Here is a 12,815-nt window from a genome sequence, read left to right as displayed (position 1 = left end):
CCTTGCGATCATGTCGACTCACTCGACATGTCGAGTGAGTCGACATAGTCTGAGCGCATGACCACGTCCACCGAACCCGAACGCATCACGGCCCTGTCCGCGCTCATCGGCTGGGCCGACCGCAGGGAACGGCTGTCATCCGACCGGGCCGATCTCATGGCCGGCGCTTGGCGTACGGGCACCAGGAGTGTCGCCGAGTTGTCCCGGGCGGCCCGGGTCTCACGCGACACCGTCTACGCCGACCTCACCGCACGGGGGATCGACGTGAGCAAACGAGACGAGGGCGCCAGCGGGCCGCTGACGGGTCAGGGCACGCCGCTCAACGCGGAATCCGTCCGCGCGGTCGCGCGCGTGGCGGACGCCGCGACCCTGCCCGCCTGGGCCCACGCTCCGGACGACCCGCTGACGCGTGCCGCCCGAGCCGCGTCCCGGGCCTTGGAGGGCGTCGCCGATGCGATGAACCCGCCGGCGGACCAGGGGCCGGGCTGGGACCCGAAGGACACCTTGCCCGACCTCGCCGGGCAGGGGCAGGAGCTGTCCCATCAGGCCCACCGCGCGCTGGCCGAGCTCGCCACTCCTCAAGACCTCGCGGCCTCAGCCGACTTCCGGCGCCGCGCGATCCTGCACTCCGGCCGGAACGCCGTCGCCGACGCCGTGACGCTCACGGTGACCGTGCCGACGGGCGAGACCGTCACGGTGAGCCTCGCTGTCGACGGAACGGGCTGGACCACCATGTCCACCGACAGCCCACTGGTGGGCGACGGCGTGGACGCCCTTGACCACCTGGAGGCCCAAGCCGCCATGGGGATCCTGGCCCAGGTGGTCACCCGGCACCTCGCCGAACGCGCCATCGCCCCACGGCGCAAGGACGCACTGCCCGGCACGCCACCACCGCGCAGCCGCTACCGTCCCGGCAACGATGACTGACGTCCGCGTACGAGCCGCAGGCGGCGGGACGCGCCAAGCCGGCTCGCTCTCCGTCGCCGGGCTGGGGTCCAGCGACTGCGATCCCGTGGTGTGGAGCGCAAAGCATCTTGGGTCCGGCCATGGACCAACGGCCTTGTTCCTCAGGCAGCCGAGGGCTTTCGGAGCCGATTCGTCGGCAGGTGCCGGGTGGAGGGGAAGCTGGCGAGGGTAATGGCGGCGGTGGCGAGAACGGCGGCTTTCAGGCCGGCGAGCTGTGCTTCGGCATACTCGTCCACGAGGGCATCGACCTCGGGCTTCTCCAGACCCGCGCGCTCCGCGGCGGTTCGCACCTGATCGGTGCCGACGAAGCTGACGCCCCCCTCAACGGTGATGCCGACCTGGTGACGCGCGGCGTCGGAGATCTGCGGGTTGCCTTCGATCTGTGTGAGGAACACGTGCACAAGGGCCCCGATCAGGAGCGAGCCGACCAGGGCGGTCCCGAGGGAGGAGCCGAGATTTTGGGCGGTGTACTGGAGGCCTCCGACCTCGCTGCGTTCCGACTCGCCGACGCTCGACTGCACGACGTTGCCGAGTTGGGAGGCGAGCAGGCCCATGCCCGTACCGAGCAAGGCCATCGCCAAGGCGAACGAGAGATCGTTGAGGGACGGGGTGATGGTCGCGAGCAGCCAGAGGATCGCCGCGATGAGAATCAGCAGAGCGGTACGGACCACTGTGCGAGGTGAGGCGATCCGGCCGAGCAGGGGACCGCTCATGGAGACCACGAGCATGCTGATCGACACCGGGAGCAATCGCAGCCCGGTGTCGAAGGCGCTGAGACCCTGCACGATCTGGAGGTAGAGGGGGATGACGAAGAACAGGCCCAGCAGGATGAGGTTCTGACTGAGCAATGCGGCAAGGCCCGCGCGCAGCGCGGGGACGCTGAACACCGAGAACCGCACGAGGGGCTCGTGCCCCCGCGTCTCGTGCCGTCGCTCCCACCATCGGAACGCCCACAGTACGACCGCCCCGGCGGCGATGACGAAGAAGGTGGGGGAGAAACCGAAGACGGTCACCGGGGAGTTGCGGGGACGCAGCCATCCCCAGGCGCTGCTCTGCAGGACGCCCAGGACCACCAGGGCCAGGCCGACGGCGGACAGTAGGGCTCCGACCTTGTCGAGGTGGGGTCTGGGTCCGCGGTGAGGCCGGTCCTCGATCCAGCGCATGCCCAGGAGGATGGCGACCACCAGCACCACCTCGGCCGCGAAGACCAGCCGCCACGTGAGGTAGGTGGTCACCCATCCACCGACCAGAGGGCCCACCGCGATGCCGGCCCCGGCCAGGCCACCGACGACCCCGTAGGCGACGGCCCGGTCCCGGCCCCGGTAGGTCCCGGCGACCAGGGCGGCGAGCGCCGGCAGGACCAGCGCCGCACCGAGTCCCTCGATCACGGACCAACCCAGGGTGAGCAGCCACAGAGTCGGGGCGACGGCTGTGAGGGTGGAGCCCGTGGCGTACACGACCAGTCCGATGCCGAACACCCTGCGGCGTCCGAGCATGTCCCCCAGCTTTCCGCCGGTGATCATGAAGGCCGCCATGACCAGGGTGTAGAGAGTGATGACGCCCTGAATAGCAGTGACCTCGGTGTCGAAGTCCTCGACCAACTGGCTGATCGAGACGTTCATGACCGAGGTGTCGAGCACCATGAGGAACTGGGCGGTACCGAGGATGATCAGTGCTCGCCATCGCCCCACCGTCCGCACCTCCCGATAGCCCAGGTGTGCGTCACGGCGCGTGAACGCGACTCCTCGAATCACCATAAGCCAGACAGATGCCCGCTTTCGGTACATCCGCTGCCCAGAATGGATTCCTGCGATCTCACAGCACGCAGGCTTGCGGGTCACGTCCCGCATGGCATGCGTAGGTCAGCGCAGGATCTTCTCCTCGGCGCGCCGGAACTCTTCGTCCGTGAGATCGTTCTTGGCCTTGAGCTCGGAGAGCTGATCGCGAACGTGCCGAGGCAGACCTCGCGTGAGCGAATGTCGAGAAGCCGACGCCATCCGAAGTCGGGGCGCCAAAGGTTATGGGGCGCGTCAGAAATGGTGCCGGCCCATCTTCTTCCCGGTGAGATGACGAGCAGCTTTGGCGATATCCCGCAGGCTCAGTTCTGGTCGCAGAGGTGAACCACGACGGCGAGCATGTCGTCGTCCGTGACGAGGGCCCCGGCGAACGACTGCTGCTGCCCCGATGCGTTCAGCACTACGGCAGCGTGCGGGGCCAAACCACCAGCTGAGGAGGAGGCTGACACGAATCTGCGCGGGCAGTTGGCCTCCCAGGGAGCAGTCCGCGACCTGGACTGGCGACGTCGAACCTGACTCCGCGCGACGAGACGCAGAGGCAAACCCTTCGCTGGATTCGACGCCTTTGCGTGCGAGACACGGCCCCGCCCGGTATCCACCGGGCGGGGCCATGCCACGGCCGGGACCACATCACGGTCCGCGTTAATTGACGGTTACCGCGTGGCGGTGGCCAATGCCGCACGGATGGCGTCCTCGCCGACCGGCTGGCCCTTCTCGTTCGAGTACGGCCCGTACGGCGTCCCCCACACCGGCGTGCCCGTCGCCTGCCGCCAGCTGTCGGCCAGCGTTCCCGCGTCTACCACGCTGTAGCCGATGGAGTCGATGAATTCGGTCACTGCCGCCTTCGCCGGTGCGGAGTCTCCGGCGATCGGCAGGTAGGAGCGGTCGGTTGCCCCTGCCGGGCGGGCGAGTGAATGCAGGTGCTTGAAGAAGATGTTGTTGAACGCCTTTACGAGCAGGGCGTCGGGGACGTACCGCAGGAGCAGCTCGCTCGAGGTGAGGGATTTGCTGTCGAGCTCGGGGATGTGCCCGTCACGCTCGGAGCCGTAGTTGCAGGTGTCGATGACCGTCTTCCCGGTCAGTGGTGCGGCGGGCACGTTGGGGAAGGCGCTGACCGGCACCGTGACCACGACAATGTCACCGGCCGCCGCCGCCTCTTCGCTCGTTGCCGCGGACGCCCGCGGCCCCAGTTCCGCGGCCGTGTCCACGAGCGTTTCGGGACCGCGTGAGTTGCTGAGCACCACCAGGTGCCCGGCCCCGACCGCGAGTCGCGCGATGGTCCTGCCGATGCTTCCGCTGCCGATGAATCCCACAGTCGTCATATACTCAACTTCCTTCAGAAGAGCCGAACTTGCCGGTTGCCGGGCTCGTCACGATTCGATCCCTGTCGTCAGCCGGCGGGGAAGTAATGGCCGTTGTCCAGATCGGCGAGCAGGCCGGGCTGGGTGGGTTCCCAGCCGAGGGTTCGGCGGGTGATGCGGTTGGACGCCGGATAGCTCTGCGTGACGATATTCGTGAGGAATCCGAAGTACCCCGGGGTCATCAGGGCATCGTTGGGAACGCTCACGGCGGGCAGGCCCAGGCGGCTGGCGATGGCCTCGGCGATGTCGCGGAACGGGATGCCCCCGTCCTCGACCGCGTGCCAGTAATGGCCGGCCGGCCCCTTCTCCAGCGCCAGGCGGAACAAGGTGGCGGCATCGCGGATGTGCACGGCGTTCCACAGGTTCGCGCCGTCGCCAGGGTAGCCGACGAACCCCTTTTCCTTCGCGAGCGCGATCAGCGTGGGGAGGAAGCCGGCATGATCGGTCGTGCCGTGCGCGATGTTGGCGATCCGCACGACCGAAGACCGCACCCCCTGCTCGGCGAGGTCGACTACGGCCCTTTCCACGACGTTGCGGATTCGCAGGGTGCCTTCGTGCTCCTCGCCGGCGGGGAGGGCCGGGTCCTCCTCGGTGGCCGGCCGGCCCAGGTGCTGCCCGGGTGAGCCGATGCTTCCCGCCGTGACCAGCGGCTTTCCGGTTCCCGCGAGTGCCTCGCCGTACGCGAGCATGATTGGGAGCTCCGCGGCGGCCACGGCGTCGAGCCCGCCAGAGGGAAGCAGATCCTGCCTGTGGGCCACGTGGATGACGCCGTCGGAGTCCGCGGCTGCCTTTTTGAGCCCGTCGAGATCCTGGAGGTCGCCGCGACGCACCTTCGCGCCGAGCGCGGACAAGGCCGCTGCGGAAGCGTCCGACCGGGCCAGGCCGGTGACCTCGTGCCCGGCGGCGATCAGCTCGGGGATGATGTATGAACCGGAATGGCCGGTCCCCCCAGCGACGAATACGCGCATCTGACTGTCCTTGTGAGAGTAGAGGCAGGGTCTTTTCGTGCCGCAAATGAACTGGCGCAACACGGCACGAAAGGTAGGGGCTAAGGGGTGCGCTCAGCCGAGAAGGGTGATGCCGAGGGAGAAATTGGCGTGCTTGACGGAGTGGTTCATGAGGCCCAGTTCCAGCAGGCCGACGTTCTCCAGTGCCCGCGCCATGAACAGTTCCCCCGTGTCCCAGGGGCGCAGCCCCAGGCTCTCCACGAACGCCGACACGCGTGCCTTCGCCGGCGCGTCATCGCCGGCGATGAACACGTCCAGAGGGCGATCCCCGGCCGGGCCGGCCTCCAGAACGTGGGAGAACACAGTGTTGAACGCCTTGATGACATGCGCGTCGTCGGGAGCCGCCTTGGCGATCTCCTGTGCGCCGGAACTGTCGTCGGGGACGACGAAGCCCTGCAGGTCGGAGGCTACGGGGTTGGTGATGTCAACGATGATCTTGCCGCGCAGTGCGTCCCCGCGCTCCCTCACCACCGCCGCAGCGCCGGCGTACGGCACGGCGAGGACAACGATGTCCCCGGCCGGGGCGGTGCCGGCCGTCCCGACGGTGGCGCCAGCGAGCGCAGCGGCCAATTCCTTGGCCTTGGCCGGGTCGCGGCCGATGATCTCGACTGCGTTGCCGCCCGCGAGCGCCCGGGCGGCCAGCGCGCGGGCCACGTTGCCCAGGCCGATAATGCTGATGCTGCTCATGGAGTTCCTGCTTTCTGGAGCTGGATAGGACGCCATGCCCACCCTGTCGTTGTTGACGGTTTTGTCGTCGACGCCGTCGAATTACGCGGTGGGGGGGCGTTCAATTCCTGATGTGCTCATTCTGGGCCTGGGCCATCCGATGTCGAATTCTTGTGCCGAATTCGCTCGGACTATTAGGCACCTATTCAGGTTGCCATTGGCCTGAGTGGGCGTCCAATACTTCTTTCCGCCGCGGTGATACCTTGGAGGCATCACCGACCGGGAGGCGCCATGGATCTGGACCTGCGCAAACTGCGCTATTTCGTCGCTGTGGCCGACCAGTTGCACTTCGGCCGTGCCGCCGATGAGCTCCACATCGCACAGCCGGTGCTCAGCCGGCAGATCCGGGCGCTCGAGCAGGATCTCGGCGCCTCGCTGTTCACCAGGGATCGCCACGGCGTGGAGCTGACAGATGCGGGCCGTCAACTGCTCGCCGACGCCGGTCCGCTGCTCGCCTCGACCCACGCGGTCCGCCGCCGGGTGGCCGCGGTCGCCGGCGGCAAGCGGCGGCTGATGGTCGGTTTCCGGGCCGGCGTTGCCGTCACTCCGGCGGCGCGTGCGTTCGAGGACCGGCACCCGGACGTGGTCGTGGATGTGCAGCGGATCGAAGGGGACGAGCAGGCTGCGATGCTGCTCGACGGCCGCATCGACGTCGGTTATGTGCGGCTGCCCATCGACGAGGCCGGCCTGCGCGTCACCCCGCTGTACACCGAGCCGTGGGTAGCGGTACTGCCCGCCGGACACCGGTTTGCCGGCAAGGAGGAGGTCACCGAGGCCGACCTGGCCGGCGAACCGCTGGTCTGGCGCGGTGACCCTAGCACGCAGCCCACCAAGCGCCCGCTCCCCAATGCCGGGTACCCGGTGCGCGGGGTGGACGAGACGCTTGAGCATGTCGCGGCCGGCCGGGGCGTCTCCTTCCTGGCCCGTTCGGCGTCCGTGTTCTACTCGCATCCGGACGTCGTCTATGTGCCCATCCCGGATCTGGCGCCCGACCAGGTGTGCCTCGCGGTGGCGGCATCTCACACCTCACCGGTCGTAGATGACTTCGTCACTGCGGCTCAGTCGACGGCCGAGATCACGGCAGAATGTGGGAACTACGAGATGTGGCGGCTTGGAGGCGATGCCGTTACAAGGCACGCTTGAGGAGTGAGTTCAACTGACCTCGTTCATCATGTGCTGAAGAGTGAAGTGGCCTGACGGAGTGGCGCTGTTGCGGCTGAACTCTGAGGCGGTTCCGTTCTTCGGCCAGCAGTTGTCCGAGGGACCCCGGAAGCACCTGAGACCGGGTGGAAGTACGTGCTGCGGAAGCGGCTCAAGTCGGCTGATCGCCCTGCCGTCGGAGCGGAGCCGTTCACGCACGGTCTGCCGTTCGTAGCGTCGGGAGTCGGTCCCTGGGATCCAGAACCCGACGGCGGGTTCCAGCCGGACGTGTTGGCCGCCCGCCTGTTGGCCTTCGTTTCGGGCTGGCGTGGCCAGGTGGACCACCCATTGATGCAGCGTGAATGGTTCAGCTGGCGCGGTCCAGAGGTCAACGCCGTGCCGCCCCGCGAGGAGAGCGCCGCGGTGGAGTGGATGAGAGGGGTGGCAAGTCTCCGGCTCGCTGAGGTTCTGAGGATGCGGGTGGCCCGCCAGTGTCACTGGCGGGCCACCCGCATCCTCAGAACCTCCCAGCTGCGTACGAGTTCTTCATGTGTCACCGCGTACGGACTTGTGCGATCAGCCGTCTACTCCGTCCGTCGGGTTCGAGGCGGCCGGGGGTGTCGGCCAGAGGTCGGTCGGCGGCAGGCGACCTGCTGGATCTCCCGGCGCAGCAGCTCCAGGTTCGCCGCGCTCAAGGGGCCCGCCTTGACCTGCCGGCCTCGCGGGCCGAAGGGCGGTACCTGCGGTCAGGGGCACCTGGCGCGACCTGCGCCGCCGGGCACCTGACAAAGGCCACGACGGCGGGCGGGCCCGAAGATCAGCCTTCCGGCCCGGCACCGCCCGGCCGGCCATCCGCGGCGGATCCATCGCCCGGCGCGTCGGCTGGGGGGCGGGTCAGTTCTTCCAGGAGGAAGACGAAGGATTCGTACGGGCGGCCGGTGGCGTGCCGCAGTCCCATCTCGCACGTGCGGTTCGCCGACAGGTAGGCGTCGGCGGGGGTCCGGTCCAGGGCGGCCTTCTCGTCCCGTGTCGCGGATCGGACGAGTTCGGGGTGGAGGAGTCCTCTGTCGCCGGCCGTGCCGCAGCAGGTGGTGCCGACCGGGACGAGGACTTCGGCGGCGAGTTGTCCGGCGATGGCTTCCAGGGTCTTGCTCAGGCCCAGGTGCGCCGTCGAGCAGGTGGGGTGCACGGCCACCCGGTCCACCTGCCCGGTGACGGTCAAGTGCGGGAGCAGGTCGGCGCACCAGGTGATCGCATCGAGCAGCGTGATGCGCTCGAGTCGGTCGCGGTGTTCGTCGTCGAGGTGGTTCTTGACGTCGTCGAGCAGGCCGTTGGTGCACGAGGCGGCGTCGATGACCACGGGAAGAGTGCCGTGTCCGCTCCAGGACCACAGGGCGTCGCAGGTGGTCGCGGCCATCCATGCGTGTCCGCGGCTGTAACCCTTGCTGCTCCATGGGGTCGAGCAGCACTTGCCGGCCACGTCGTCGGGGATCCACAGCGGTTTGCCGGCCCGTGCCGAGACCTCGACCAGTGCGTGCTGCAGGGACGGGTGCCGCGGCATTCCGGGGTCGCGGCCGAAGATCCGGTTGACGCAGGCCGGGAAGTACACGGCCGCCGCTCCATGGCGGGATGTCGGCGGTGGCTTGCCCACCGCGGCGCGCGGCATCGGTCCCGGGACGGCCGGCATGAGGTCGTTGCTGATGGCGAGCCGCGCGCCGGCCGTCAGGCCCGTGAGGGCCTTCGAACCGACGGTGCGCTGCACCATGTCGGCGGCGCCCATGGCGGTACGGGCGAACTCCTCCACGGTCGCCCATCGCTGGGCGATCTTCAGCGCGACCTTCTCGCGCTGCTCAGTCGATTCGTCCCGCCGGAATTCCTTGATCAGCGCGCCGGTGTTGATGTGGACGGGGCACGGGAGCGCGCAGGTGCCGTCGACAGCGCAGGTCTCGATGGCGTCGTACTCGTACTCCGCCTGCAACTGGGCCAGCAGCGGGGACCCTTCCGCCTGCCGGGCCATCTCCCTGCGCAGCACGATGCGCTGGCGGGGCGTCGTCGTGACGTTCCGGCTGGGGCAGACGGCCTCGCAGTACCCGCACTCGATGCAGTGGGTCGCGACGTCCTCGATGTCAGGGGTCGACTTGAAGGACTTGAGATGGATGGTGTCGTCGCGGGTGAGGACGACGTCGGGGGCGAGGACACCGTACGGGTCGGCGAGTTCCTTGATGCGCCACATCATCCCGGTGGCCTTCTCGCCCCATTCGTGACGGACGAACGGCGCCATGTTGATCCCGGTGCCGTGTTCCGCCTTGAGCGACCCGTCGTACTTGTCGACGACCAGCGCCACCAGGTCGGACATGAACGCGGCATACCTGTCACGGTCCGCGGGGTCGGCCAGCCTGGGCGTCAGGGTGAAGTGCAGGTTGCCGTACGCGGCGTGGCCCGCGACGCCGGGCAGGAAGCCGTGCTCGGCCAGGAGGGCGTGCAGGTCGCCCGCGCCTTCGGCGATCCGGGCCGGCGGGAAGCAGACGTCCTCGTTGACCACGGCGGTACCTGGCGGGCGCAGTTGGCCGACGATGCCGAGCAGGCCCTCGCGGATGCGCCAGTCCAGTTCGATGAGCTCCTGGTCACGGGTGAAGTCCAGCGGGTGCAGCAGGGGCGCGTCCGCGACCAGCTCCGCGACGCGGGCCTCGGCCCGGTCGAGATCCGCCGGGTCGGCGGCGGCGAACTCGACGAGAAGCGCCGCCGCGCCCGGATCGAGGGTCTTCCAGTACGCCGGGGTGTTCGGGAACGCCTGTGCGGCGGCGGTGAGAGCGGGTGCGACCATGAGTTCGACCGCCTCGGCTCCGAGGTCCACCAGGCCGGGCACGAGGGCGACCGCTTCGCCGACCGACGGGAGGGCGATCCAGCTGACCGTGGTCGCCGTCGGGGCCGGCAGGGTGTCGATCACGGCTTCGGCGATGAACGCGAGGGTGCCCTCGGAGCCGATGAGGAGGCGCCGGAAGATCTCGAGCGGGGTGTCGGCGTCGAGCAGCGCCGCGAGGGTGTACCCGGTGGTGTTGCGGATGGAGAACTTGTGGCGCACACGCGCGGTGAGACGGCTGTCGCCGAGCAGTTCCTCCCGCAATGCGGCGAGACCGGCCGCCAGCTCGGGTTCGGCCGCGGCGAACCGCTCCTCGGCGTCCGGCGCGGCGGTGTCCACGACCGTGCCGGACGGCAGCACAAAGGTCATGGACGCCACGGTGTGGTAGGCGTTGCGCTCAAGGGTGCAGCGCATCCCGCCCGCGTTGTTGGCGAGGACTCCGCCGATCGTGGCGACGTCCGAGGAGGCCGGATCCGGTCCGAGGCGCCGACCGTGCCGGCGCAGCAGCGCCGCGGCGTGGCCGAGGATCGTTCCCGGCCGCGCGCGCAAGCGCGCGCCCTCGTCCTCGACGGCCATTCCGCTCCAGTGCCGGCGCACGTCGATCAGGATGTCGTCGGACTGCGCCTGCCCGTTGAGGCTGGTCCCGGCGGCACGGAACGTGGCGTGCCGCCCGTTGCGCCGGCAGTAGCCGAGCAGCTTCTGGACGTCGCGGACGTCGCGGGGCAGGACGACGACCTGGGGCAGGTAGCGGTAGGGGCTGGCATCGGACGCGTACCGGACGAGGTCCGAGATCCGGTGCAGCACTTGGTCCTCACCGAGCAGCGCGACGAGGTCGCTCCTGAGTTCGCGAGGCGTTCCGTCCACGTGAGCGGAGCCGATCGCGTCCGCCTGCGGAAGGCCCGGCGGACGGCCGATGGCGGGAACGCCCGGGCTGAGCAGCTTCTTCACGTTGGCAGCCTCTCCGCCACCGCACCGGCCGTCGGCGCATACGGCTTTCCTGCCGAACGGTTCAGCCGGCCACGCGGACGGTCTTGTCCGTGGCAGGTCATGAACAGGCCATGAAAGTCATTTTAACCGGGCCGTCCGGCGCGCGCCCGGTGGCTGATTCGCTGACCGCGTCATCTCGGGCGGCAGGGAATTGGCGTCAACGCGCGAGAGCGGCATACCAGGCACCTTCATCTCATACTGATAAATTCGCGATCAACGGTCGGCGTCACGTCGGCTGTCCTGTCCGGGTTCAGCCCGGGGGCCGGTTCACTGCATGCGTATGTCCGGTCGGCCCCATGAACCAGCACGCGGTGTGTGCGACGAAGGGACACGCGATGCCATCTGTCCGTCAAGCCACCATCGACCTGCTCAGGCGGCACGGGCTGACGACGTGGTTCGGTAACCCCGGCTCGTCCGAGCTGACGCTCCTGGAAGACTTCCCGAGCGACTTTCGCTACGTACTGGGACTGCAGGAAATGGTGCCGGTCGGCATGGCCGACGGATTCGCCCAGGTCACGCGACGCCCCGTATTCGTCAACGTGCACACCGCACCCGGCCTCGGCAATGCGATGGGCGCCCTGTACAACGCGCATCTGAACAAGACTCCGCTGATCGTGACCGCGGGAAACCAGCGCCGTGTCATGCAGAACCAGAAAGCGCTCCTGACCAATGAAGACGCGGTGCTGCTTCCGCGTCCTTTCGTCAAGTGGTCGGCTGAGCCGGCCACGCCGAGCGAGGTGCCCGCGGTCCTGGCACACGCCATTCACATCGCGCTGGCGCCACCGACCGGACCGGTGTTCGTCTCACTGCCGATGGACGACATGGCCCATGAACTGACCGCTTCCGAGGCAGCCGAGGCCGAGGTGATCCGGGACCGCGCGGTGACCTATGCCGGAGGGTTCCCCGGACGGCTGGCGAAGGAGATCGGCGATCGGATCTCCTCCGCGAACTCCCCGGTATTCGTCGTAGGCGGCGACGTGGAGCACGCCGGAGCACGGGAAGCCGTCGTGAAACTGGCGGAGCGGACCAAGGCACCGGTCTGGACGGCACCACTACCGGGTCTTTCCGGCTTCCCGGAGGCCCACCCGCTCTACCAGGGCCTTCTCCCACCCGGTGCGGGCTGGATCTCGACCGCGCTGAAGGGCCACGACCTCATCGTCGTACTCGGCGGACCGGTCTTCCGCTACTACCCGCACATCCCGGGCCCCTACCTCCCCGAGGGCGCGACCCTCGTCCACATCACCAGCGATCCGGACGAGGCCGCCCGCGCACCCGTGGGGGACGCCTACGTGGGCGACCTCCGCGCAGCGGTGGAAGCCCTCCTCGACGAAGTCGTCGACACGCCCCGCGGCGCACCCACCCGCCGCCCCGACGTGCCGTCCCCGGACCGGGTCGCGGCTCCGATGCAGCCGTCGCAGCTCTGGACAGCCGTCGGCCACGCCGCCCCGGCGGATGCGCTCTTCGTGACCGAGGCCGGTTCGAACGAGGCCCCCATCGCGAACTTCGTCCGACCGAGCGCCCCGCTCTCCCACATCTCCGCCGTCGGCGGAGGGCTGGGCTTCGGACTGCCCGCCGCCGCCGGCGCCCAACTCGCCTCCCCGGACCGTCCGGTGATCGCCCTGATGGGCGACGGATCGATGCACTACGCGATCACCGCCCTGTGGACCGCGTCCCGGTACCGGATCCCCCTGACGATCGTCGTCGCCTCCAACCAGGAGTACGGCATCCTCAAGCAGTTCGGCGACATCGAGAACACCGCGGGCGTCCCGGGTCTCGACCTGCCAGGCCTGGACATCACGGCCACGGCCGCGAGCTACGGCATCGACGCCCACGACGCCCACGACTCCGACGACGTCGCCGAACTGCTGCGTGCGGGAGTCGAGGACCGGGAACGCCCCACCCTCATCAACGTCGCCACGACTCCGGTCCACGAGGCGGCGTCCCGCCGTTCCTGACCGTTCGGGAGCCGGAG

Annotated in this window: 8 protein-coding genes; 3 read left to right on the top strand and 5 right to left on the bottom strand. The window is 69.0% G+C overall.

What is annotated here, in order from left to right:
- The first annotated feature begins 57 nt into the window (after positions 1 to 57).
- The gene (locus ACIP98_RS32785) at positions 58 to 927 is read left to right on the top strand and encodes a hypothetical protein (protein WP_401979396.1); all 870 of its coding nucleotides are present in this window, start codon (positions 58 to 60) and stop codon (positions 925 to 927) included.
- Positions 928 to 1,067: 140 nt separating this feature from the next.
- Here ACIP98_RS32785 and ACIP98_RS32780 read toward each other — a convergent pair whose 3' ends face one another.
- From ACIP98_RS32780 to ACIP98_RS32765, 4 genes are all read right to left on the bottom strand, one after another.
- Positions 1,068 to 2,657 carry an MFS transporter gene (locus ACIP98_RS32780; protein WP_319664071.1) on the bottom strand — a complete coding sequence of 530 codons (1,590 nt, stop codon included), beginning with the start codon at positions 2,655 to 2,657 and terminating at the stop codon, positions 1,068 to 1,070.
- Between the two features lie 758 nt (positions 2,658 to 3,415).
- The gene (locus tag ACIP98_RS32775; protein ID WP_319664141.1) at positions 3,416 to 4,075 is read right to left on the bottom strand and encodes an NAD(P)-binding domain-containing protein; all 660 of its coding nucleotides are present in this window, start codon (positions 4,073 to 4,075) and stop codon (positions 3,416 to 3,418) included.
- A gap of 77 nt (positions 4,076 to 4,152) precedes the next feature.
- Positions 4,153 to 5,091, bottom strand: coding sequence for an SDR family oxidoreductase (locus ACIP98_RS32770; RefSeq protein WP_401979394.1), 939 nt, complete (start codon positions 5,089 to 5,091; stop codon positions 4,153 to 4,155).
- Positions 5,092 to 5,184: 93 nt separating this feature from the next.
- Positions 5,185 to 5,817: an NAD(P)-binding domain-containing protein gene (locus ACIP98_RS32765; protein WP_319664075.1), complete on the bottom strand. Its 633-nt coding sequence runs from the start codon at positions 5,815 to 5,817 to the stop codon at positions 5,185 to 5,187.
- Positions 5,818 to 6,087: 270 nt separating this feature from the next.
- Between ACIP98_RS32765 and ACIP98_RS32760 the strand changes: the two genes are divergently transcribed.
- A complete protein-coding gene (locus ACIP98_RS32760; protein WP_401979392.1) occupies positions 6,088 to 6,999 on the top strand; it encodes a LysR family transcriptional regulator in 912 nt (303 codons plus the stop codon).
- Between the two features lie 814 nt (positions 7,000 to 7,813).
- Here ACIP98_RS32760 and ACIP98_RS32755 read toward each other — a convergent pair.
- Positions 7,814 to 10,804 carry an FAD-binding and (Fe-S)-binding domain-containing protein gene (locus ACIP98_RS32755; RefSeq protein WP_401979390.1) on the bottom strand — a complete coding sequence of 997 codons (2,991 nt, stop codon included), beginning with the start codon at positions 10,802 to 10,804 and terminating at the stop codon, positions 7,814 to 7,816.
- 374 nt (positions 10,805 to 11,178) lie between these two features.
- Here ACIP98_RS32755 and mdlC point away from each other — a divergent pair, with 374 nt between their 5' ends.
- Positions 11,179 to 12,798 (top strand): benzoylformate decarboxylase, encoded by a 1,620-nt coding sequence (gene mdlC / locus ACIP98_RS32750; RefSeq protein WP_401979389.1) that lies wholly within the window; start codon positions 11,179 to 11,181, stop codon positions 12,796 to 12,798.
- Positions 12,799 to 12,815 lie beyond the last annotated feature (17 nt).

It is taken from the genome of Streptomyces sp. NPDC088354, assembly GCF_044753585.1.
GTDB lineage: Bacteria > Actinomycetota > Actinomycetes > Streptomycetales > Streptomycetaceae > Actinacidiphila.
This window is presented reverse-complemented; position numbering and strand designations above follow the sequence as displayed.